The 22407-nt window shown below is 46.8% G+C and carries 18 protein-coding genes; 10 read left to right on the top strand and 8 right to left on the bottom strand.

The features are described 5' to 3' along the window. Nucleotides 1–21 precede the first annotated feature (21 nt). The 3 genes from SPIGRAPES_RS07180 to SPIGRAPES_RS07170 all read left to right on the top strand — a co-directional run bounded on the left by SPIGRAPES_RS07180 (nt 22) and on the right by SPIGRAPES_RS07170 (nt 4693). Nucleotides 22–1503, top strand: a complete 1482-nt coding sequence (locus SPIGRAPES_RS07180; protein ID WP_014270105.1) for an extracellular solute-binding protein — start codon at nt 22–24, stop codon at nt 1501–1503. Nucleotides 1504–1573: 70 nt separating this feature from the next. Beyond that, entirely contained in the window at nt 1574–3694 is a 2121-nt protein-coding gene (locus tag SPIGRAPES_RS07175) for an ADP-ribosylglycohydrolase family protein (protein WP_014270104.1), read from the top strand. A gap of 12 nt (nt 3695–3706) precedes the next feature. Next, nucleotides 3707–4693, top strand: coding sequence for an ADP-ribosylglycohydrolase family protein (locus tag SPIGRAPES_RS07170; protein WP_014270103.1), 987 nt, complete (start codon nt 3707–3709; stop codon nt 4691–4693). A gap of 59 nt (nt 4694–4752) precedes the next feature. On the opposite strand, the gene SPIGRAPES_RS07165 is transcribed toward SPIGRAPES_RS07170, so the two are convergent. Genes SPIGRAPES_RS07165 through SPIGRAPES_RS07145 form a run of 5 tightly spaced genes read right to left on the bottom strand, consistent with a single transcriptional unit; the run spans nt 4753 to nt 10286 of the window. Beyond that, nucleotides 4753–5820 carry a Gfo/Idh/MocA family protein gene (locus SPIGRAPES_RS07165; protein ID WP_014270102.1) on the bottom strand — a complete coding sequence of 356 codons (1068 nt, stop codon included), beginning with the start codon at nt 5818–5820 and terminating at the stop codon, nt 4753–4755. 16 nt (nt 5821–5836) lie between these two features. Beyond that, nucleotides 5837–6871 (bottom strand): zinc-dependent alcohol dehydrogenase, encoded by a 1035-nt coding sequence (locus tag SPIGRAPES_RS07160; RefSeq protein WP_014270101.1) that lies wholly within the window; start codon nt 6869–6871, stop codon nt 5837–5839. A 2-nt stretch (nt 6872–6873) separates the two neighbouring features. Next, on the bottom strand, nt 6874–7974 hold the full coding sequence (locus SPIGRAPES_RS07155; RefSeq protein WP_014270100.1) for a sugar kinase: 1101 nt from the start codon (nt 7972–7974) through the stop codon (nt 6874–6876). Nucleotides 7975–7984: 10 nt separating this feature from the next. Beyond that, complete coding sequence (gnd, locus tag SPIGRAPES_RS07150) at nt 7985–9430, bottom strand: decarboxylating NADP(+)-dependent phosphogluconate dehydrogenase (RefSeq protein ID WP_014270099.1); 1446 nt, start codon at nt 9428–9430, stop codon at nt 7985–7987. Between the two features lie 13 nt (nt 9431–9443). After that, a complete protein-coding gene (locus tag SPIGRAPES_RS07145) occupies nt 9444–10286 on the bottom strand; it encodes a MurR/RpiR family transcriptional regulator (RefSeq protein ID WP_014270098.1) in 843 nt (280 codons plus the stop codon). 154 nt (nt 10287–10440) lie between these two features. Here SPIGRAPES_RS07145 and SPIGRAPES_RS07140 point away from each other — a divergent pair, with 154 nt between their 5' ends. The 4 genes from SPIGRAPES_RS07140 (at nt 10441) to SPIGRAPES_RS07125 (ending at nt 14837) form a co-directional block, all read left to right on the top strand. Next, nucleotides 10441–11715 carry an ABC transporter substrate-binding protein gene (locus tag SPIGRAPES_RS07140; RefSeq protein WP_014270097.1) on the top strand — a complete coding sequence of 425 codons (1275 nt, stop codon included), beginning with the start codon at nt 10441–10443 and terminating at the stop codon, nt 11713–11715. A gap of 69 nt (nt 11716–11784) precedes the next feature. Continuing rightward, on the top strand, nt 11785–12663 hold the full coding sequence (locus SPIGRAPES_RS07135) for a carbohydrate ABC transporter permease (RefSeq protein ID WP_014270096.1): 879 nt from the start codon (nt 11785–11787) through the stop codon (nt 12661–12663). Nucleotides 12664–12674: 11 nt separating this feature from the next. Next, nucleotides 12675–13490 carry a carbohydrate ABC transporter permease gene (locus SPIGRAPES_RS07130; RefSeq protein WP_014270095.1) on the top strand — a complete coding sequence of 272 codons (816 nt, stop codon included), beginning with the start codon at nt 12675–12677 and terminating at the stop codon, nt 13488–13490. Nucleotides 13491–13976: 486 nt separating this feature from the next. Then, nucleotides 13977–14837, top strand: coding sequence for a D-psicose 3-epimerase (locus tag SPIGRAPES_RS07125; protein ID WP_014270094.1), 861 nt, complete (start codon nt 13977–13979; stop codon nt 14835–14837). Nucleotides 14838–14860: 23 nt separating this feature from the next. On the opposite strand, the gene SPIGRAPES_RS07120 is transcribed toward SPIGRAPES_RS07125, so the two are convergent. Together SPIGRAPES_RS07120 and SPIGRAPES_RS07115 are read right to left on the bottom strand one after the other, a co-directional pair. Further along, entirely contained in the window at nt 14861–16345 is a 1485-nt protein-coding gene (locus SPIGRAPES_RS07120; RefSeq protein WP_014270093.1) for a response regulator transcription factor, read from the bottom strand. Continuing rightward, the gene (locus tag SPIGRAPES_RS07115) at nt 16345–17838 is read right to left on the bottom strand and encodes a sensor histidine kinase (protein ID WP_172635069.1); all 1494 of its coding nucleotides are present in this window, start codon (nt 17836–17838) and stop codon (nt 16345–16347) included. Before SPIGRAPES_RS07115 ends, SPIGRAPES_RS07120 begins: the two co-directional genes overlap by 1 nt. A 278-nt stretch (nt 17839–18116) precedes the next feature. On the opposite strand from SPIGRAPES_RS07115, the gene SPIGRAPES_RS07110 reads away from it, so the two are divergent. The 3 genes from SPIGRAPES_RS07110 to SPIGRAPES_RS07100 all read left to right on the top strand — a co-directional run bounded on the left by SPIGRAPES_RS07110 (nt 18117) and on the right by SPIGRAPES_RS07100 (nt 20980). Next, a complete protein-coding gene (locus SPIGRAPES_RS07110; RefSeq protein ID WP_014270091.1) occupies nt 18117–19115 on the top strand; it encodes a TRAP transporter substrate-binding protein in 999 nt (332 codons plus the stop codon). 81 nt (nt 19116–19196) lie between these two features. Next, the gene (locus SPIGRAPES_RS07105) at nt 19197–19688 is read left to right on the top strand and encodes a TRAP transporter small permease (RefSeq protein ID WP_014270084.1); all 492 of its coding nucleotides are present in this window, start codon (nt 19197–19199) and stop codon (nt 19686–19688) included. Continuing rightward, nucleotides 19685–20980: a TRAP transporter large permease gene (locus SPIGRAPES_RS07100; RefSeq protein ID WP_014270090.1), complete on the top strand. Its 1296-nt coding sequence runs from the start codon at nt 19685–19687 to the stop codon at nt 20978–20980. The genes SPIGRAPES_RS07105 and SPIGRAPES_RS07100 overlap by 4 nt, the downstream gene beginning before the upstream one ends. A 139-nt stretch (nt 20981–21119) precedes the next feature. Here SPIGRAPES_RS07100 and SPIGRAPES_RS07095 read toward each other — a convergent pair whose 3' ends face one another. Continuing rightward, nucleotides 21120–22160, bottom strand: coding sequence for a substrate-binding domain-containing protein (locus tag SPIGRAPES_RS07095; RefSeq protein WP_014270089.1), 1041 nt, complete (start codon nt 22158–22160; stop codon nt 21120–21122). Between the last annotated feature and the right edge of the window lie 247 nt (nt 22161–22407).

Here is a 22407-nt window from a genome sequence, read left to right as displayed (position 1 = left end):
CAAAAACCAAGGAGGTTTTTTATGGGAAAGAAAAAGGTAGTGGTGGCTCTGGTACTGCTTTTAAGTACAGGGTTCGTATTTGCTACGGGCGCGAAGGAAGTCCCCAGCCAGGCAGCAGGAGCATCAGGCTCTTCAAAGGGTATCGGAACTGCTTCGTCACCGGTTAAGGTTACGTACATGTGCAAGGATGTTGATCCTATTACCGATGCTGATCAGCTTGGTAAACTGGAGGCTTTGATCGAGCAGGGAATGGCCAAAGAAGGCAATTATGTTGATTTGGAAATTCTCAGTGCTCCGACCGGGTCGTACAAGACGGTTGTTCCCATTGCTTTCCGTACTGGTCAAATTGCACCCGATCTGGTGTATTTCCAGGGAAATGACCAGCCTTTGGCACTTGATGGACTGCTTGAGGATTTGACTCCATATGTAGAGAAGTCAACCAATGTAAAGGCAATCATGCCCGACCAGACGAAAGCAGCTTTGAAAAACTATCCGTACTTGATGTGGCTCGCTCCTGCCCGCGTGCAGATTCCTGTCATGAGGTCTGACTGGTTTGCTTCTTTGAAGAGTAGCAAGGCTTTGCTTGAAAATCCAAGTGTAGATGCCTACTATGCCCTGTTCAAGGAAATGAAAGAAAGTGGACTTTGCCAGTGGCCGATTACCACCGATGGCGGAATCCTCAAACTCGATTCGGTTTTCAACCATGCCTTTGGCATTACTGCTACCATTGTCAAAGAAAACGGCACCTGGGTGTATTCCGATGCAACGATGGCAGCAAAGAATAAACTTGCTTTCTATGCCAAACTGTATGCCGATGGGCTTTTGGACAATGAATATGTTACCAAGACCTGGGACACCATGGAACAGGCCTTCTATGAAGGTACTGCCGGGTTTGTTGCAGGAACTGCCGGGGATGTCGTCAATGTCTATAATAACAAGATGAAAGAAACCCAAGGGGTGGACCTTGCAGTTCTGCCTCCTGCCAAAGGTATAAGCCAGGCATACCAGAGCATCGACGTAACCAAGGAATCACGAGGTTTCGCCATGAGTTCAGGTTCTCCTGTCAAAGATGCAGCTTGGGCAGTATTGGAGTATATGGCAGGGCCTGACGGCCGCAAATTGGACAAGCTTGGACTGGAAGGTATCCATTATACCGTCCAGAACGGCAAGTACGTCCTGACTGACAAATTCCCTTCCTGGTGGGCAAAATTCTGGCCAACCATGAATGGACTCGATCTTTCCAAGGTTGAAGGCGATGTCCTTTCCGCTCCGGCTATCAAGTCATTGGATGAGGCTGCAAAGTATTTTGCCCCAGATACCAATGTCTTGCTTCCTGAGGATTTGCTTCCCCTCAAAGATGCAATGGATAAGCTGTACCGCGAATATTCCACTGATATCATCCGTGGTGTACGCCCTGTTTCCGATTTCGACGAATTCGTCGTAAAATGGAACAAGGCAGGTGGTACTGAAATCAGCAAATACCTTGCAACGGTTTTGAACTAACGTACTCGGCCACATGCCTTGCCTTTGCTCAAGGCATGTGTGCTTTCTTTGTTTGTAAAACGGGGGAATTATGGAAACATCGGTCATTCTTGAGAAAATCTATGCAGGCTTTTTGGGTATGAACATCGGTATTCGCCTGGGAGCCCCGGTTGAACCGACGCTATGGAATAGTGAACGGATCGAACGGTTCTATGGCGATATCAAGTCGTACGTCAAGGAATTCAAGAACTTTGCAGCAGACGATGATGTAAATGGCCCTGTCTTCTTCCTCCGTGCCTTACATGACGGAGCAATTGACCGAACGCTCACTGCAAAAGATGTAAGCGAAGCTTGGCTGAACTATTCGCGTGAGGGCATAGGCATGTTCTGGTGGGGCGGCTATGGGGTCAGCACCGAACATACTGCATACTTGAACCTGAAAAATGGTATCCCCGCTCCTGCCTCCGGGTCCATTGAAACAAACGGGAAAATCCTTGCAGAACAGATTGGCGGCCAGATTTTTATCGATACCTGGGGTTTCGTATTCCCTGGCAATCCCCCAAGGGCAGCTTCCTATGCAAAAACAGCAGCCAGTGTTTCCCATGACGGCGATGGGCTCAATGGAGCTTCCTTTATAGCCGCCTGCATTGCCCAGGCTTTTGAAACCGATAACGTCGAGGAACTTATTGCTGTAGGGCTTTCCTGTATCCCCCCGGAAAGTACCTATGCCAAGGTAGTTGAAGCAGTACGTGCGTTCCATCGGGAACATCCTCTTGATTGGAAAGAATGCCTGCAGTATCTCCAGGAAAACTGGGGCTATGACAGGTATCCTGGAGTCTGTCATATTATTCCCAATGCAGGGGTTTGCATCATGGCTTTGCTGTATGGCAGGACCTTTGCCAGGGGAATCGAAATAGCCACGATGGCAGGCTGGGATACCGACTGCAATGCCGGAAATGTCGGTTCCATCCTAGGTGTTGCAGGTGGCCTTGCCTCCATTCCCGGTCATTATCGAAAACCGGTCAATGACATGATTGTCCTTTCCGGGATTTCCGGTTACTTGAATATTCTGGATGTCCCTACCTATGTCAAACAACTGTATAGTCTTTCTCTTCGACTTGACGGAAAGGTTATTCCAAAAGAACTGGATAGTTGTGAAGGTCGTTTGGATTTTGACTTTTCCCTTCCGGGGTCGACCCATGGTTTTCGGCTGTCGAATACCTTTTCCTGTAGTTTGCGCAACAATGCAGTAGCGGGAGTTGGTGGTGACGGTGCACTGGAAGTTTTGTTTGACCGAATGGTTCGTCCACAGTCGTGCAGGATTTTTTACAAGCCTTTCTATTGCCGCTCCGATTTTGATGACGAACGGTACATGCCTGTATTCTCCCCGACTATCTATCCGGGACAAACGGTATCAATGAAAATCAGACTCGAGAAGTTCAGTGGAGAAAGTGTCGCGCTTTCACCGTATGTCAGGAACAGCTCAACAAAGGAAATCATCACTTTCGGCTCACAGATTGTCTGGGACGAAGGGTGGAAAGATATTTCCTTTGTCATCGATGGAGACCTTCCTGCACTGAGAGGATCTATGATTGATGAGGTCGGAATCCTTTTTGAGTCGAATTCCCCTGCAAAGAATCGGGACTTCGGCTGTCTGTACCTTGATCGATTCACAGTCACCGGTAAGCCTAGGTATTTAATCGACTTACAGTGCCAGAAGAAGGAATTTGCCTCCATCACCCCGTTCAGCCATAATCATGGATCCTGGGATTTGGTCAAAGATAAAAACAATACCATGATGATGGAGGCGATGGTTCTCGATCATGGTGAATCCTATACAGGGAATTATTTTGCAGAGGATGTGGTTGTCAAGGGTACCCTTTTCCCCCATACCGGTACTTCCCATCTGGTTTCTGTTAGGGTTCAAGGGGCGAGACGAGGGTATTATGCAGGGTTCCATCAGGGGAAAATAGGCATCTTCAAGCATGAACAAGGGGTGTTCAAGGCATTGGTAAGCGAAACCTTCACCCCGGTTTACGAAAAAGCCTATACGTTTGTTTTTCGCGCGGTTGGGACTGTGTTGTCGTTTGAAATGGATGGAAAACCAATAGTTTCCTGTAACGATAGTTCCTTTGCGTATGGGATGGTTGGGTATGCCTTGTTTGGCACAGGGCGTTGTGGATTTGGTAATTTGTCTGTGGAAGAACTATAAGAGGGAGAATATATGATAACGAGAAAGGAACTGGCCTCAGATAGGGGGTTGGTGAAAGACAGGGCCGTGGGGTCTTTGATAGGGCTGGCTATCGGCGATTCCTTCGGGGATGCTGCTAGGATGCAGGCGAACCGGGAAAGCTATGGGTTTATTACCGATTTCAATGCAGGGGCTACCTGGAGTACTGATGATACGGAATTTGCCTTGTTGACTGCAAAGACTTTGATACGCTGTAAGGGCGACCTTTCCACAGATGCTGTGGTAAAGGCGTGGTTTGAAGATGTAGTGGTACAAGATGAATATAAGCGGGGTGGTGCAAGCGAACTTGCTGCTGCAAACAATCTCAGAAAGGGGTTGAGACCTCCCCAGTCAGGGAAGTTCAACACGTTCCACATGAGTGATGGAACAGCCATGAGAATCCCACCTGTTGGAATCATATGTGCCGGAGATCCGAAAAGAGCGGCCTTGATGGCCGAAGTCGATGCTTCCATAAGCCACTCTGAGGATGGTATCTGGGGAGCCCAGGCTGTAGCTGCCGCTGTGAGCGTAGCGATGGTTGATGGCTCCTTCGAGGAAATTTTCGCCGCTGCAATGGAGACGATGCCAACCGATAGCTGGCTTTACTACAATATGAAACAGGCTTTTGCCATTATTGAGGAACATCAGGGAAATATCTTGGATTGCTGGATGCCGTTGCATGACCAATTGCGTGCCAGCGTTTGGGCAACTACTGCTGAGGCCATTCCGGCTGCCTTTGCCTGTCTTGCTCTTTCCCATCAGGATTTTAGAAGCGGTTTGGTTTTGGCTGGTAACTTTGCACGTGATGCCGATACTATCGGAGCTGTTGCCGGAGCCATCCTGGGGGCTAAGTTCGGTCTATCCCAGATTCCTCCACGGTGGGTAGAGAAGGTGAGATATCCTTCGGGGACTTGCCTGCAATTCACCAAAGGGCTTGATATCTGCTCAATGGGCGAACAACTTGGTGATTTGATCAGATAGGTGTACTTGATGAAAGCTGAACAGCATCACTTTCCCTACCAGGTAGGCGATGCTGTTTATTAATATCTAACCGGTTGTTTTGATTTCCCTGAAAGATACATGCCCTCTATGAGTTTAACTGTTTCCATTCCCTCTTCACCGGGAGAGCTGCACGTTTTTCCGCTGAGGATTGCATTGGCGAAATCCTCCTGCTGAAGTTTGAAGAAATACCAGGTGGCATCGATTGTCTTGAAGAACTCGGTATCTGCTTGTTTCCAGGGTTCAAGATTCTGCTGTTCGCCCTCGATAGTCCACAGGTCATTGAAAGGCGGTTCCAGCACCCCGCTCCTTCCTGCTATGAACATAGCGCCTCCATCAGTCTGTACCCCTGCAGAATAGGCACTGGATCCATGGATATGCACTTTTGCATAGATTCCTGGTTTCTGGGAATTGGAGACAAGGATGCTAGCCATGGCCCCGCTTGCAAAGCGCACGGTAGCGACAGCCGTATCCTCTACCTCAATATAGGGATGGTTGATATTATCCCAGTACGAGAATACTTCTTTGACCGGTCCCAGGTACCAGTGGAGTAAGTCAAGTTGATGGGGGGCTTGGTTGATGAGAACTCCACCGCCCTCGGTTTCCCATTTCCCCCGCCAGGGGTCGCTCTCATAGTAGCTCTGGTCTCTCCATCCCAACATGGTTACCTGTCCTAGCATCGGTATGCCGAGTTTTCCTTCTTCGATTGCCTTATGTATCCTCTGACAGGCTGGATACCAGCGCCGTTGGCTGATAACCCCGAGTTCTCGATTGTACTGCTTTGCGACGGTGATCATTTCCTGGCAATCCGCGACGGTTAGGGCCATAGGTTTTTCTACAAGCACGTGGGCTCCGGCCTGCAAGGCCAAAAGCGCATGTATTTTATGCAGAGGGTGGGGTGTCGTGATGATGACTGCATCAATTTTTGCTTCATCAACCATTTGGGAAATGCTGGCAAAGGCTTGGATGCCCCATTTTTCTGCAAACAGCTTGGCTTTTTCAAAATCCCTGCCATATACGGCAACCAGTATGCAATCCTTGGCTTCTTGCAATGCCCTTGCATGCAATTGTGCAACCTTCCCATATCCGATGAGTGCATATTTGACCACAGTAAACCTTCTTTTATTAGGGTAGTAGGACGACTTTCAATAGGTTGTCTTCTCTGTTATACAATTTGTCAAACCAAATCTGGCCTTCGCTAAGAGGTGCTGTCTTGCTGATTAAATCCTGTACCTCAAGCTTGCCTGATGCCATCAGCTTGATAACAGTAGGGTATTCCCCACTTATGGCGCAACTGCCTCTCAGGGTAAGTTGACGGGTCACTATTTTCTGCAGTGGCATATCGACTTTGGCACTGATATTCCCTACCAGTACGACAGTGCCCCCTTTACGGGTAATATCGATTGCGCTGCCGATTGAAGAGGTGGCCCCGACTGCTTCAAACACCCGGTCGACCATATGGCTTTCGGTTTTCTCGGCAATCCAGGAGACTAGATTTGCATCTCTGGGGTCTACAGCGAAATCGGCACCGCATTTGAGAGCCATATCGCGTCTTGACCCATCTGTTTCCAATACAAAAATCCTGCCACTGACCAAGGGTCGCAATAGCTTGATGAGCAACAGCCCTATAAGGCCACTTCCCACCACCGCGACATCTTCTCCCAGAATCGGTTGGTTACGGGCAATTGCATGGGCTGCCACACTTGCAGGTTCGGTTAGGGAAGCCTGGATAAACGGCAGGGAATCTGGAATCTTGTAGAGTATGTGTTCTTCAATGAGTGCATATTCTGCAAAGATTCCATCCTGTTTGTATTCATCGCAACTAACGCCAAGAACCTTCCTGTTGTCACAGAGGTTTGGAAAACCACTTGTGCAGAAAGAACAGGTGCCACAATTGATGGTAGAGTCAAAGGTAACCCGATCCCCAATCTTGAACCTAGTCACGGAGGCCCCTACCGCCTCAATGATTCCGCTTGCCTCATGCCCCATGATAATCGGGGGCTTCCGTCTTCCTGTAGAACCATCGAACCCATGAATATCACTTCCGCAGATGGAAGCTGCCTTTATCCGTACCAAAACTTGCTTTGGTTTCTCCAAAACCGGGGTCGGTACGTCCAGAAAAGTGAGTTTCTTGTATTCGGTCATCACCAGTGCTTTCATGATTACCTCTGAATTCTTGCATTAGGGCCATTGGTCAAGGCTTCGACTTGGCTGAGTGTCGCCATGGTTGTGTCTCCAGGGAAGGAGGTCAGCAAAGCCCCGTGAGCCCAACCTAGGTTGAGGGCCTCCTGTGGGGTTTTCCCTTGTAGAAAACCATAGATCAGGCCAGCTGCAAAGCCATCACCTCCGCCAACTCTATCGTAGACATCTAAAGTACAGGTGGGAGCTTGGTATCCTTGCCCGTCATACCAGAGCACTGCGCTCCAGTCATGGCGATTTGTTGACTTTACTTCCCGCATGGTGGTTGCCACCGCCTTAATATTCGGAAACCGCCTGGAGACAGTCTCCATCATGGCATAGAAAGAGGAGGGGTCAAGTTTTCCCTGCGAAGTGACTTCAGGGCCTCTCAGGCCCAGTCCCATCTGCAAGTCTTCCTCATTTCCTATCAATACATCAACATTCTCGACTATGGAGGAAAGAATTTTCACAGCGACTTGTTGGGGAACCTCTCCCTTTTTTGCTATGGAGTTCCAGAGTTTTGCCCTATAATTCAGGTCAAAGGAAACGATAGCCCCTTTTTCCTTTGCTTTTTTCATTGCATCGATGATGAGTTCTGGGATATTCGGAGAAAGGGCGCTGAAAATTCCCCCGCTATGGAACCAGCGTATACCCGGGGCGAAAATCTCGTCCCAGTCAAAACTCTTTGCATCGAGTAACGCCGCCGCCTCATTGGCTCTATTGTAGAAAACTACCGGTGCCCTCAGCCCTTGGCCCCGGTCACTGTATACCTGGGCCATGTTGGGCCCACGTACCCCGTCATGTGCATATCGCTTGTAAAATCCAAATACTCCCATCTTTCGTACTTCGTTCTCGATTTTCATTCCGATGGGATAATCCACCATAGCCGAGGCAATACCACATTTCTGGCTGAAGGCCTGGGAAAGGTTTGCCGAGACATTATATTCCCCACCTGAAACGTGTACCGTAAAATCGTTTGCATAGGCAAAAGGAACAATGCCCGGGTCGAGTCTGATGACCAAAGCCCCGAGTGAGATGAAATCAAAGGCCTGGGAACTTTTCTTTCGAATCTGTAGTGTTGCCATTATCAATCTCCTAGATGCTATACGTGGTAGAAACGGTCTCGCCCCCATGTCCGGTCCAGTTGGTGTGGAAGAATTCCCCTCTCTTTTTATCAATCCTTTCATATGTATGTGCCCCAAAATAATCACGTTGTGCCTGGAGCAGATTTGCAGGAAGGTTATCGCACCTGTAACTATCAAACCAGGACAAGGCTGCAGAGAGAGAAGGAGTGGGGATGCCATTCAAAATTGCCGTTGCGACAACCTTTCGCAGGCTTTCCTGGTTTTCCATTAGGATTTTTAAGAAATAGGGGTCAAGGATCAAATTCGGGAGATCTTTTTTGCTCATAAAGGCTTTGCTGATTTTATCAAGGAAAGCAGAGCGGATAATGCATCCTCCACGCCATAAAAGCGCAATATTGCCAAGGTCTAGATCCCAGTCGTTTGTTTCGCCGGCACTCTTTATAAGTGCAAACCCCTGGGCATAGGAAATGATCTTTGCAGCGTAGAGGGCTTTCTCGAGCATGGTAATGAAAGTCTGTTGATCTTCTACCGGGGTGATGGCAGTGGCTGGGAAAACCTTGCTGGCAACCAGACGTTCCTCTCTCTGGCTGCTCACACTGCGCGCGAAGACCGACTCCACGATCAAGGTAAGGGGAACTCCTGCCTTGAGTGCCTCGATGCCTGTCCATTTCCCGGTTCCCTTCTGTCCTGCAGAATCGAGGATATGGTCTACAAGCGGGGTGCCGTCTTCATCCATAAAGGCCATGATATCCTTGGTGATTTCAATCAGGTAGGAATCGAGGACGCTTTTGTTCCACTCTGAAAAAACCTGTTCCATTTTTTTTGGGTCTAATTGTAAAAGCTTACGCATAATGTCATAGATTTCGCATATGAGCTCCATATCGCCATATTCGATGCCATTATGGACCATTTTTACAAAGTGTCCGGCTCCGCCTTTCCCAATCCAATCACAACAGGGGACCTCCCCAACCTTTGCTGATATGGCTTGGAATATCGGTTTGACCAGAGGCCAAGCCTCCGGTGAACCTCCGGGCATTATGGAGGGACCTTTCAATGCCCCTTCCTCGCCCCCCGATACACCGGTTCCAATATAGAGCAATTGTTTGCTTTCGACATATTTGAGTCTCCGTCCGGTATCTTCATAATTGGAGTTTCCCCCGTCTATGATGATATCTCCCTTGTCGAGAAGCGGGATCAAGGCCTCGATGGTTTTGTCGACAGCTTCCCCGGCTTTCACCATCATCATCACCTTTCTGGGGCTTTCAAGGTTTTCTACCAGTTCTTCCAGACTATAGGTACCCGTAATATGTTTGCCTTTGGCTCTGCCTTGTATGAAGGAATCGACCTTGGAGGTTGTCCTGTTATACACTGCAACACTATATCCTTTGCTTTCCAGGTTGAGGACCAGGTTTTCCCCCATTACAGCCAGACCGATCAAGCCAATTGATGATTTCATTTTCTCTCCTCTGTCAGATACGTCTGCGTGCTATTACACTGCGCATGTTATTCAGGTTTTCTATTCCCTGGTCTTTCAACTGTTCCAGAATTTCCACATATAAAACATCTATGATTACCATTGAGACCGTTCGGGCAGAAAAAGATTCTGCAACCATGGAATTTGCACTGAGGGTAACATTGAGAACCGTATTTCCCATTCGGGCAAGTGGGGACCTGCTGTTGCTTGTGAGTACAATGATGGGACAACCATTGTTTCGATATTCTTCAGCCAAAGCCAGCGTATCCGTATTCACCCCGGTATTGGAAATTATGAAGGCAACATCTTGCTTCCTTGCCTGGGAAGCAAGCATGAGCTGCATATGATATTCACTGTTATAGTTGCAGGATATGCCGGTTCTGATGAACTTATGATAGGCATCCTGGGCAATAATGTTTGATCCGCCTAAGCCGGCAATATAGAGTTTCTCACAGGAGACAATCATATTTGCTGCTTTTTTCAATGCATCACGGTCAATGTTCCGGTAGGTAGCCTCGCAGGTTTTCTGTGCATTGCGGAATACGGTATCGATGACATCCTCGCTGTCATTGACTTCCGTTTCGAAAACCTGTGCATTGGAGGGTACTGTTTCCCTTGCCAGCGCTATCCGAAAGCGCTGATATCCGCTATATCCGAGTTTTTTTGCAAAGCGTACCATGGTGGATTCGCTGATGCCGATACTGTCGGCCAATTCCTCGATGCTTGGATTTACCGAATCCAAAGGATGTTCCAGAATGAAATCAGCGATCTTCCGTTCTTTGGCACTGAGACTGGCATACTTGTTCTTTATGGTATAGATTGCGCTGACTTCAGTCATGGGCACTCCCTAGTACGATTGTTACACCAGTATAGTATGAAATAAATATTCATGTAAATAGGAAAATATATTCATTTTTTCTTTACAGTTAATCAAATCCCGTTATAATTAATCAAAAGGATTGATGTATGACTGTGCAAAAGGAGATTGAATTATGACAAAAAGGACATTGTGTGTGATTTTGCTCGGGCTGATTTTCTTGGGGCTCCCTCTCTTTGCCCAAGGAACAGCAGAACAGAAACCCCAGCAGGAAATACGGGTTTTGCTTGCAAACCACCCCTATGGGGAATTGCTAAAGAAAAAGATTCCAGAATTTGAAGCCCAGACAGGAATCAAAGTAAATCTTGAGAGCCTGCAGGAGAGCCAGCTTACCCAGAAGCTGACCACAGAGTTTGCAACCAATTCCTCGACTGTTGATGTGTTTATGACACGTCCCCTCCAAGAAGGGTTGATGTTCATCAAGAATGGCTGGTACAAGAGCCTTGATACCTATGATTTCTCTGACTATCCCAGCAATTCGGTTGATATCGGTAAAAAAGCAGGGAAAGCTTATATTGTTCCTCTGGTAACCGAATGGCAGGTTCTGTATTACAGAAAAGATTTGCTCAAGAAGGCTGGACTCACCGTTCCGACTACGTTTGAAGAACTTGAAAAGGCCGCTGCTGCCATGAATAGAGACGGCGTTGCCGGATTTGCTTCCCGTGGTAAAGGTGCTTCGGCTGTTACCCAGCTTTCCAGCTATGTGTATAACTTCGGTGGCAGATACCTTGAAAATGGTGAAGCGGTTTTTGATAGCCCTGAAGCCATTGAGGCCATCAGGTATTACGGTTCCCTGCTTGGTAATTATGGACCTCAGGGTGTGACCAGCATGTCCTGGGAAAATATCATGCCAGTATTCCAGGCTGGGAAAGCTGCCATGTGGACAGATGCATCTGTATTCTATGGGCAGATAATCGATCCGACCAAGACGCAGATTGCCCCGGAAAATATTGGAATTGCCAAGTTGCCGAGAGGGCCGAAGGCCGATTCCCCGTTTACTGTAGTGTCATGGGGTATGTCGATTTCTTCAAAGACCAAGAATCAGGAAGCAGCAGAGAAGTTCCTGAATTGGGCAACAAGTTCCGCTCTCGCCAAAGAAGGTATGCTTTCCAATATTACCATGGCGAGGAATTCGGTTTGGAAGGATGCTGATGTCCGCGCAGTCATGAATCCAGGTCTGGTGGAAACCCAGGCTCATGCAGCGCAGAATGGCTATCCGTTTGATCGCCCGTTCATGAGCTCAGTAGGTCAGGCTAGGGATCTTATCGGGGAAATCATCATTGAATCCATCAACACAAAGGGTACTTCTTCAAAGATTCCTGCAATGGCTGCCGAAAAGGTTAAAGCTGTAGACGATTTATTGAAGAACGATGGAGAATTCGGGAAATAATACCTGTTCGAATTAGGAAAGGCCGACCGGGAAAAACGGTCGGCCATCTGTAGTAAAAGGAGTTTCTCGATGGTTCGAAAAGGTTTTTTTGAAAAGAATCTAAAATATCTTTTTCCTCTTCCTGCTGTTTTGTTTGTAGTGGTTCTTATGCTGTTTCCTGTCTGTTATACACTTTTTTTAAGTTTTACGGATTGGACGTTAACCAGTGGTAAGCCCTTACAGCTAGTTGGCCTTGAGAGCTTTTTTTCCGTGGTCAAGGAACCTCGCTTTCTGGATGCTCTGGGTAGAACCTTCTATTTTACCTTTGGAGCCGTTGCCTTCGAGACTTTTCTCGGGACTGTCCTTGCCCTTATCCTCAACCGTTCTTTTGCCGGAAAAGGAGTGGTTAAGACTATTTTGTTGCTTCCCCTGGTTGCAACGCCGGTGGCTATCGGTATTGTCTGGAACCTTTTCTATGACCCTACCATTGGAATCTTGAATTTTGTATTGAGTAAGTTCGGGTTGCCCCAGAGTGGCTGGGTATCTGAAACCAGTACCGTTATGCCTTCCTTGATCCTTGTCGATATATGGCAATGGACTCCTATGATTGCAATAATTGTACTTGCCGGACTTGCCGGCCTTTCCTCAGAACCGTATGAGTCTGCGATGGTAGATGGGGCGAATAGCCGACAGGTACTCTTCAGGATAACGCTTCCCATGCTGATGCCTACCATTTTGACCGCGGTAATCCTTAGGGCGATCGACGCATTGAAAACGTATGATATTATCTATGCAATGACCGGCGGTGGTCCAGGATATGCTTCGGAAAACCTTAATATACTTGCCTTCAAATATAGTTTCGAATATTTCAGGATGGGACAAAGTGCGGTCATGCTGGTGTTCCTGTTCTTCATTGTTTTGTTATTCAGCTTGCTGGTAATGAAACTACGAAAAATCTTTGAACAGTAGAGGGGAAAACCATGAAAAAATCTATATCCTTTCGTATTTTATTCCCCTTGTTGGTCGTTGGTATCGTTATCCCGATTATTTTCCCTTTTATCTGGATGTTGATGAGTTCCTTTAAGACCCAAGTCGATATAATTTCCTGGCCTCCAAAGTTTATTTTTCACCCTACGATGCAGAATTTCAAAAGGGTATTCATAGAACAGGATTTTATTCATTACATGCGAAATTCAGTGATTGTCTCGGTGTCCAGTGTGGTTTTTTCTCTTTTGCTAGGGCTTCCTGCTGCCTATTCGATTGCTAGGTATAAACAGAAAAAACTGTCTATGTTTATCCTGGTTGCACGTTTGATGCCAGGGATTTCATTTCTGATGCCTTGGTATATTGTCTTTTCCAGGCTCCATCTTATGGATTCGTATATCGCCTTGATCCTTTCACATATCCTTATTGCGCTTCCCTTGATCGTATGGGTGATGTCTCCCTATTTTGATTCCGTACCTATCGAACTGGAAGAGGCTTCCATGGTAGATGGATTGACCAGGCAACGTGCTTTTTTGAAGATTATCCTGCCCCTGTCCGGTCCGGGAATTGTCACTGCGATTACGCTAAGCTTTATTTTCAGCTGGAATAACTTTATGTTCAGCCAGGTATTAAGCCAACAGAAGACAAGGACTCTTCCTATTGCTGTCTATAACTTTCTTTCTTATGTCGAGGTTGACTGGGGGGCTGTGATGGCAGCTGCCGTTACGATTATGGCTCCTGCCATTCTGTTGACCATGTTCTTCCAGAAGTATGTAGTCAAAGGCCTGACTATGGGTGCTGTGAAGGGATAGCACAATAGAGAGGAACTTGACCGGTTTTAATTGGGAAGGCCAAGGTCCCGGCCAAAAAACCACCGGTTGCCTTGAAGGTCTTGTTACTATCTAGGGGTGCTGGAGTTGCCAAGTAGGTGAGGATATATTGCTTGGATTTGGCATACGGAAGCGTTTCCTGCTTTCAGTCAGGAGATACTTGAGGCCCAGTAAGTCCCTTCATGGGTGAGCGCCCGTGTTTGGGGTAGTACGATAGTCAGGATATGCAAGGTAGCTTTTCCTACCTACTGATTGCTTCATGATACGCTCGTACGAAGGTTGTCTTACGAAGAACTACGTCAGTTATAGGGTGTCAAACCCAGCACTTCTTTGTTTTTGGGAAAGAAGGATTTGGTAGGTATTTTTTCTTCAGAATGTAGGTTGGAAGGTCCTTTGTCATTGTATTGCAAAGAAATGGTGTTATTATTTAGTTGAAATAGATGAACAATTGGCAAGGAGCTTATGGCAATGAGATCAATCGGGATCAATTATGCATACTGGGTTCAGGATTGGGATGTCGATTTCGTACCGTTCATAGCAAAAGCAAAAGAATTGGGGTATGACCAGCTGGAAGTCAATGGGAGCACCGTTGCAATCATGAGCCCCTGGGGACGAAGCCGGCTTGCCTTAGAGGCAAAGGATAAGCAAGTCAACCTGTCTTACGGGCTTGGCCTTTCCCCGCAATTCGATATTTCTTCCCTTGATGAGAATATTAGGAGGTCAGGGGTTGCCTTCATGACCCAGATGATCAAAGCGGTCGGTTCCATGGGGGGTGGGGATATCGGTGGTGTTATCTATGCCAGTTGGCCAGGCAGACTTGCCAAAGGCGAGGACAAACGTTGGTATTTTGATCAAAGCGTTGCAAGCATGCGCTCGTTGATGAGTGTTGCCGAGGACAATGATGTGATGCTGAATGTGGAGGTAGTAAACAGATATGAGCAGTTTCTGCTAAATACCTGTGCCGAGGGACTTGCATATATCCGAGCAGTCAATCATCCCAATTGTGGCATCCTTCTTGATACTTTTCATATGAATATTGAGGAAGATTCCCTGGAAAATGCAATTCGCATGGCAGGTCTGTATCTCCATGGGTTTCACCTGGGAGAGACAAACAGGAAACCAGTGGGAATTGGGAGACAACCCTGGAGCGGAATCAAAAAGGCCTTGGATGATATTTTCTATGAAGGTCCCCTGATACAGGAATCTTTTATCACCCCCAAAGGTCAGGTAGGCCAGGATCTTTCTGTCTGGAGGGAGCTTGTCGAGAATGCGGATCTTGATGTCCTTGCAGCAGAGTCGGCTATATTCATACGAGAGAAACTGTGCTAGCAAAAACCTTTCGTACCTGCCCCTTATTTCTTCTCTTCTTTCTCTTCCCTGTAAACCGAAGGCGCCATTCCATAATATTGACGAAAGACCCTGGTAAAATAGTTCCCGTCTAAGAATCCTGTCATCTCTGCCACCTCTTTGACATTCCAGGTACCCTCATCAAGTAATTGCTTTGCTTTTTCCATACGTATTTTGGTCAGGTATTCGACAAACGGAGAACCTAGATATGTCTTGAACAGCTGGCTGAAATACTTTGGGTTGAGATTGACCATCTTGGAAGTCAACTCAATGGAAATGGGTTGCTCGTAATGGGCGTGCAGGTATTGGTCTACAATCTTGAATGCGCGGCTGTAGCGGTCTTGTTTGTCTTCCAGGACTGCCTGGCAGGTTGAGTCGAGCAAATCCATGAGATAGATTTCCAGTTCCATTACTGCTCCCTTCTGTGGTTTTCCCAGATTCAAGAGGGGAATAGACTTATTCAGCTCATACCAGAAGACAACCAGGATTTCATACAATTCATCCATTGCTTTCTGGGGAGTATCATTGCTTGTGTTTATTATATCGATGATCTCATGGGCAATTTCCCTTGCTTTCCCTAATTCACCTTCCAAAGTGTTCTGGAGCATTTCATCAGTCCTGGCTTGAAGGTTTACACTGTCTTTGGGAATTTTGAGGATATCGATGAAACGCTGGAACCGCATATGGAGACGGTAGGCATGGGAGTAAGAAATGGAGGCTGTGCTGATAGATTGAGGGATTCCTGCAAGGTCGGAAAAAAACATCCCCGAGCCAATGTTGGAGTAGGCAAGGCTTTGGAAACCTGCCAGTTGCTCAATTATCTTGGCTGGCTGGTTGGTAAAAACCAATACGGTAATACGGTCGACAGCCGGGAAATAGCAAAGCTGTAGTTTTGGCAATTTCTGGTTGTTTTGGAAAAATGATTTGACATCAGATTCTTCCATACCACCGATAACCAAGGCTACCCCTTGTTCTGAGGTAATGCCTTGCATGGCAAAATAGGATTTCACCGAATCCAAGGGTAACTCGCCAAATTTCAACGCTGCAAAGAATTCTCGGGAAAATAGATTCAATACTTCCTGAATTTCCCCTGAATGCTGTTCCTTGGCAAGTTTTTTTTCATCAAGTTTTTCAATAAGGGAATCGAGCAGGTCGTAGACATCTTTTCTTTGTACCGGTTTAACCAGGTATTCGCTTGCCCCGAGGCGAATAGCCTGTTGGGCGAATTCAAAGGAACTCCAGGCCGTAAGGAAAATTATATGGCATTCAGGGTTGTTTTCGCGAATATGCTTTGCGGCCTCGATCCCATCCATCCCAGGCATCTTGATATCGAGAAAGGCAATATCTGGTTGATGTTGGAGGGCCAACTCGACAGCTTCCCTGCCATTCTTTGCTTTGATGCATTCCAGAGGGAGTTTTGCCCTGTTGACTAACAGTTCTATAGCATCACATTCGATTCGTTCATCATCGGCAATAAGCAAGGTGTACATCAGGCTTCCCTCCTTATCCTATATGGTAGGGTAATCGTTACCGAAGTGCCCCCTTCCTCACTTACTCGCGAAATTGCAAGGTTTGCTTTTCCTTTATAGTAGAGTTTCAGACGGTCTCCGATATTCTTCACCCCGATATGTTGCTTTCCGTTCGGTTTTGGCAGATTCAGTTTTGCCAAGTCTATTCCCACCCCGGTGTCGATAATGGAGATAACCAGCCGTCTCCCTTCCTTCTTGACAGCTACCTCAATTTTCCCGCCTTCCTCTTTTGGTTCAAGCCCATGCACCATAGCGTTCTCTACAAATGGCTGGATGACTAACGGTGGAATCTTGACGTCATTGAATTCCAGCGGACAATCAATGGAAAATTCCAGCCGCTCGCCGAATCGGAATTGTTGGATGGTCAGATATTGTCTGACAAATTCCAATTCATCTTTTAGCAATACATCGTCATGGTACTCAAGGGTATAGCGGAAGATGGAGGCTAGGCTGTCTATCAGGTCGACTGTGGAATTTGCATCCTCAAAGAGGGCGGTCCTGCTTATGATATTGAGTGTGTTGAACAAGAAATGAGGATTAATCTGTGACTGCAAGGCCTTGTAACGAGCTTTTTCCAACTCTCTGGTTGTTCTCATCTGCTCGAGCTCCTGCGAATGGACCAGTTTCTCCAACTGGGCATTCTGTTCGATCATATCAAGGCGTTCTCGCAGGCTTTGCTTCATCTGGTTCAGGTTCTGTTCCAGATAGATCAGTTCTTCCGGCCCGTCAAGGGGAATGGGGGGACCGTCGAAATTACCGTGATAGATTTGGTCTGCGGTCTCTACCATGGTGTTGACCGGCCGTACCAGCCGCATGGTCATCTTGTACACGAGAAGGCTGTAACTCAGGGCGATGATGACGAATAGGAAAACCGAAAACGTTCGATACTGTGAAACCCTGCTCTGGGCTTCTGCCATCCAGGTGGCATCGGCCTCAACTTCATAGGACAAATACTTGTTGAAAGCATAATCCTGTAGGTAGGGATAAACCTTGTCTCCTGAATAATAGATGCTGAAGTATTCTTTTGTCTGTGTGTTAGGGTCGAGGCCTTCCATCTGGTCGAGCGAAAGCTTGATGAAATCGAGTCCGTTGTCGATGCCTTTATATAGGAAATAGAGCTTGGGGTTTTCCTCATAGGAAACTTTCAGGCGCTGGAGGGAAATGGCAATTTCCCTGTTGAGTATCGTATAGTCAGAGAGGATTTCTTCACGTGACTGCTTGTCAGGGGCATTCCCATACCTATGATACAGGTCTCTGCTTTCAATAAGCTGGGTTGTCAGGACATTTATTGCCTGATATTGGTTTGTCCTGCTTTGCATATTCCCAAGAAGCGAGAATATTGAACTGAAAAGGATGATGACGAATATCAGAATTACACACAGCATTGCCAGGTTATAGGAAAGCAACCAGCTTCTCAGCGTTCCTGGTTGTTTTTTCTTTATTGGTTTTTCCACAGCTTTCATTTCATGTAAGTATAACACGGCTTTGCAAGGATAAGGGGATGTAAGGCAAATATGCAATGCATGTCTGATAAGAAACCCATAGAAAACAGTAGCATCTATTAGGAAAGGGCCTTTTTTGTATTGGCTATCGTATGACCGGGTTTTGCTAAATACAGTAGTACAATAGGAAGAAAATTGGGCAAATTATCCTTTTTTTCTGGCTTCAAATAGCAAAAAGCATCCCCCATACTATTCATAAATCCAATATCTCGTTCCTTAAGGAGGAACTCATGAAAAAAGTTCTGTTAGCTGTAATGTTACTTTCCCTTCTCGTTGCACCGGTTTTTGCAGCCGGTCAATCTGAGGGTACTGCTGCTCCCAAGCAGGTCGTTCTCCGCTTGGCTGATAACCAGCCTCTTGGCTATCCTACCGTTCTCGGTGACGAAGCCTTTGCCCGTCTTGTCGGTGAATATTCCAATGGTCGTATCAAGGTAGAAGTATATCCCCAGGCTCAGCTCGCTGACGAGAAGAGCGCAATCGAGCAGGTTCAGTTCGGTGGCATCGACTTCACCCGTGTCTCCATTTCCCCCCTTGCTTCTTTCCAGCCCTTGCTCAACGCACTGCAGATGCCGTACCTCTACAGGGACGCTGATCACATGTGGAAAGTACTCAATGGCGAAATTGGTCAGTATTTCCTCGATTCAATGAGTGACAAGGGTTTTGTCGGTCTCGTATATTACGATTCAGGTGCTCGTTCCTTCTACAACACCAAAAAACCGATCTACACGGTTGCCGACCTCAAGGGCATGAAGATCCGTGTTCAGGAATCTGCATTGATGATGGGTCTTGTACAGGCTCTCGGTGCTGTTCCTACCCCGATGTCCTATGGTGATGTATACAGTGCATTGCAGACCGGCGTTATCGACGGTGCTGAAAACAACTGGCCTTCCTACGATTCTTCCTCACACTACGAAGTTGCAAAGTTCTACTCGATCGACCAGCACACCAGGGTCCCTGAGATGATCATTGCTTCCAAGATTTCCATGGACAAGCTCTCTGCTGACGACCAGGCCCTCATCAAGAAGGCTGCCAAAGAGTCCCAGGCTGTTGAAGTAGCCGCATGGGCCGAGTACGAGAAAAAGTCCGAGGCAAAAGTCCGCGCTGCCGGTTGCCAGATCAACACGATCAACGACCAGGCTGAGTTTGCAGCTGCCATGGCCCCCCTGTATCAGAGCCAGCTCAATGCTGACCAGCAGGCATGGGTAGCCAAGATCAAGGCTGTAAAATAAGGTTCTTCACGAACTAGACTGGATGTGGGGTTTCCTTTGGAACCCCACGCTTTTTGATATATATCCTTTTGGAGGTATCCCATGGAGCAGTTCAAGAAGATTCTTGACTCCGTATTTGATTGGGTTCTCAAACTGGCCATGGTGTTGTTGCTTGCGATGGTTGTCATCGTATTTTTCAATGTCGTACTGCGATACGGGTTCAAATCTGGAATCCATTGGTCCGAAGAGATTTCCCTGGTTATCGTCATCTGGTTTACGTTTATCGCCATGGCCCTCGGCGTCAAGGAGAACCTCCACATCAACGTATCCATATTGCCAAAAAAATTGCCCGTGAAATTTTTCCTTACCCTCGACACAGCAAAGGATGTCCTTGAAATCCTGATAGGGGTCATCATGTTCTACTACGGCTGGAAGCTGACAGTGAATGGCGCCAAGTCGTTCCTTCCTGCCACCCATATATCCAATGCGGTGAACTATCTGGTCCTGCCTGTCTCGGGAGTATTCATCGTTGCCTATTCCCTTATCCACGTATATGAAGACTTTTGCAAGTTCAAGGGAGGCGATTCCAGATGAATACAAGTATGGCTTCATTCATTCTCCTCGGTTCATTTGTTTTCATGCTCATCATGAAGTTCCCCATCACCTTCTCCCTCTTCCTCTCCTCGGTGTTCACGGCTATGTTCTTGCATATCCCGATGATGTCCATCGTGCAGAGGCTGGTAAGCGGAGTAAACTCCTTCTCCCTGCTTGCAATCCCGTTTTTCATCCTCTCAGGCGAGATCATGAGCCAGGGCGGTATCTCCCGTAGGCTCGTCGGGTTCGCCAATGCCCTCATCGGACGTTTCCGTGGTGGTCTGGCCCAGGTAAACATCCTTGCCTCGATGTTCTTCGGTGGCATCTCTGGGTCTGCAGTAGCTGATGTATCGTCAATCGGTGCCATGCTCATCCCCATGATGGTCGACGACGGATATGACGAGGATTTTGCCGTTGCCGTTACGGTCACCAGTGCCTGCGAGGGAATCCTCATTCCCCCGAGCCACAACATGATTATCTTTGCAATGGCAGCCGGAGGCGGCGTATCTGTAGGGAAGCTGTTCCTCGGCGGAGTCATCCCCGGTGTGGGGCTCGGCCTTCTGCTGATGATCCCGACAGGAATCATCGCCTATTTGAGAAAGTATCCCAAGGAACAGCCCTACGGCTGGAAGAAAACGCTTAAAATCGCCCGTGAGGCGGTTATGGGCCTGTTCACGATCATCATAATCATGGGTGGGGTCGTCTCCGGCGTGTTCACCGCGACCGAGTCGGCAGCTGTTGCCGCAGTGTATTCGTTCCTCATAACCTTCTTCGTCTACAAGGAGATTCCGCTTAGGCAGATGAAATCGATTCTGCGCAACTCCCTGAAGACCTTGGCTATGGTAATGAGCCTCATTGCCGCTGCAAGTTCGTTCGGGTACCTGATGGCGTTTTTGCGCATCCCCCAGTCAGTTACCAACGGGCTGCTCACGATAACCGACAACAGGATTCTTTTGCTGTTGATGATCAACCTCATGCTGCTGGTCCTCGGGTGTATCATGGATATGGCACCGCTGATCATCATCTGTACCCCGATTCTCTATCCGGTAATCGTAGGGCACCTGGGCATGGACCCCGTGCAGTTCGGTATCATGATGATTCTCAACCTGGCCATCGGTCTCACGACTCCCCCGGTAGGCTCGGCGCTGTTCGTAGGTTGCTCAATCGGCAAGATATCCATCGAGAAGGCTACCAAGGCAGTTCTGCCTTTCTACCTGATGATGGTTGCCGATCTGATGCTGGTCACCTTCGTTCCGCAGGTTACCATGTTCCTGCCTTCGCTGATGGCTTGACTCTTCATCGTATGTAAATAGGAAACAGGCTGTTGCACCTTTCGGTGTGACAGCCTGTACTGTTTTTGTTTTTCAGCAGTTGTTTCAGAAAATCATATAGAATGGTTGAGAATGAAACCTTGCTTCGCAATTAGTCAGATCAAGTAAGGAAGCAATCAAAATTGTTTTTCATTACTATTCCAATTTTTACCTCAGTAAGCACTCCTTTTGTGAAAGGGTGCGCTGTTAGGAAATCAAACATAAGCATAATTGCATCATAGGCTTGGTGCATCGGGTCTTGCCAGATTGTCCCGTTGACAATTCCGTTGTCTATGTAAGGCTTCAGTTCTTGGAATACGTCGGTAGTGATGATTTTAATATTTGTTAAGTGTAGGTTTTCAATAATTGTACAGAGAGAAATGCTGTTTCGAGCATTTGTACAATAAATTCCTTTTATATCTCCAAAAACTTCCATTAGCTTCGGAATCGTTTCGGAAAGATTTTCCAGGGTTTGGAAATTCTCGATTTCAATTATTTTCAAATCTGGACGATTCTCATGAAGATATGCATGGAAGCCAAGAGAATTGTCACGAAGAACCTTTTGCGTTGTATTTCCACTCAGTAAAAGGATATGTCCAGAATCTGGCTCTATTTGACTCATAAATTCAGCAGCTAGATTGCCAGTCTTCTCATCAGGAGCGGTAACAGAAGCAATTCTGCAAGAATTAATAGCATCCGAATGAAAAGTCACTACAGGTATATTGAGTTTGTCGAGATTTTCGAAATACGGGTTAAGGGCTTTATCATTCCAGCAATAGATTACGACGCCATCAACCAGATTTTCTTTTGCTATCTGCTTGAGGATTTCAGCTTGTTGTTCCCAAGTTTCACCACAGGTATATCGTAATAATGATACATTGAAGTCGAGTAATTTTCTTTCGGCATCATCAACTCCCTGCTTGATTTGCCTGAAAAAGAAATTCATCTCTGGTTCTAGTTCTGGGTATACCAATGCGATTTTCAAAGTTTCTCTCTTCAGAGATGAAGCCATTGGGTTGATGGAATAATCCATTTCACTAACAATTTTCAAAATTCGATTACGGGTTTCTTTACTGACTCCTGGTTTCCCATGAAGAGCTTTATGGACTGTGACTTTTGAAACATTTGCCTTTTGGGCAATATCATTGAGTGTGGATCGCATTTGGGTTTATTCCTTACAAACTGATAGTATCAGAATATTGGAAAAGTTGGAATAAATTTATTGGAAAGGGTAAACGATTACTATAAAAGTAAAGAAAATATAAAAAAAGCTTAAATAAGTAATAAAAAATAAGGGTAAACGGTTATTATTTTTCTTGCGCTTTGATTTGATCAATGGTATATTGGCTCCAATGAGGCTTTCTAAGTGACTCTAATGAGGAGCTATCCTGAGCCGGGGGAGTTTTGTA

The organism is Sphaerochaeta pleomorpha str. Grapes, from assembly GCF_000236685.1.
GTDB lineage: Bacteria > Spirochaetota > Spirochaetia > Sphaerochaetales > Sphaerochaetaceae > Sphaerochaeta > Sphaerochaeta pleomorpha.
The sequence above is the reverse complement of the archived record's forward strand: the minus strand, read 5'-3'. Positions and strand labels throughout refer to the sequence as shown.

What these genes read in the sequence shown, in the direction of transcription:
- SPIGRAPES_RS07180 (WP_014270105.1), top strand. Translation starts at nt 22, where the DNA reads ATGGGAAAGAAAAAGGTAGTGGTGGCTCTGGTACTGCTTTTAAGTACA.
- SPIGRAPES_RS07175 (WP_014270104.1), top strand. Translation starts at nt 1,574, where the DNA reads ATGGAAACATCGGTCATTCTTGAGAAAATCTATGCAGGCTTTTTGGGT.
- SPIGRAPES_RS07170 (WP_014270103.1), top strand. Translation starts at nt 3,707, where the DNA reads ATGATAACGAGAAAGGAACTGGCCTCAGATAGGGGGTTGGTGAAAGAC.
- SPIGRAPES_RS07160 (WP_014270101.1), bottom strand. Translation starts at nt 6,871, where the DNA reads ATGAAAGCACTGGTGATGACCGAATACAAGAAACTCACTTTTCTGGAC.
- SPIGRAPES_RS07155 (WP_014270100.1), bottom strand. Translation starts at nt 7,974, where the DNA reads ATGGCAACACTACAGATTCGAAAGAAAAGTTCCCAGGCCTTTGATTTC.
- gnd (WP_014270099.1), bottom strand. Translation starts at nt 9,430, where the DNA reads ATGAAATCATCAATTGGCTTGATCGGTCTGGCTGTAATGGGGGAAAAC.
- SPIGRAPES_RS07145 (WP_014270098.1), bottom strand. Translation starts at nt 10,286, where the DNA reads ATGACTGAAGTCAGCGCAATCTATACCATAAAGAACAAGTATGCCAGT.
- SPIGRAPES_RS07140 (WP_014270097.1), top strand. Translation starts at nt 10,441, where the DNA reads ATGACAAAAAGGACATTGTGTGTGATTTTGCTCGGGCTGATTTTCTTG.
- SPIGRAPES_RS07135 (WP_014270096.1), top strand. Translation starts at nt 11,785, where the DNA reads ATGGTTCGAAAAGGTTTTTTTGAAAAGAATCTAAAATATCTTTTTCCT.
- SPIGRAPES_RS07130 (WP_014270095.1), top strand. Translation starts at nt 12,675, where the DNA reads ATGAAAAAATCTATATCCTTTCGTATTTTATTCCCCTTGTTGGTCGTT.
- SPIGRAPES_RS07125 (WP_014270094.1), top strand. Translation starts at nt 13,977, where the DNA reads ATGAGATCAATCGGGATCAATTATGCATACTGGGTTCAGGATTGGGAT.
- SPIGRAPES_RS07120 (WP_014270093.1), bottom strand. Translation starts at nt 16,345, where the DNA reads ATGTACACCTTGCTTATTGCCGATGATGAACGAATCGAATGTGATGCT.
- SPIGRAPES_RS07110 (WP_014270091.1), top strand. Translation starts at nt 18,117, where the DNA reads ATGAAAAAAGTTCTGTTAGCTGTAATGTTACTTTCCCTTCTCGTTGCA.
- SPIGRAPES_RS07105 (WP_014270084.1), top strand. Translation starts at nt 19,197, where the DNA reads ATGGAGCAGTTCAAGAAGATTCTTGACTCCGTATTTGATTGGGTTCTC.
- SPIGRAPES_RS07100 (WP_014270090.1), top strand. Translation starts at nt 19,685, where the DNA reads ATGAATACAAGTATGGCTTCATTCATTCTCCTCGGTTCATTTGTTTTC.
- SPIGRAPES_RS07095 (WP_014270089.1), bottom strand. Translation starts at nt 22,160, where the DNA reads ATGCGATCCACACTCAATGATATTGCCCAAAAGGCAAATGTTTCAAAA.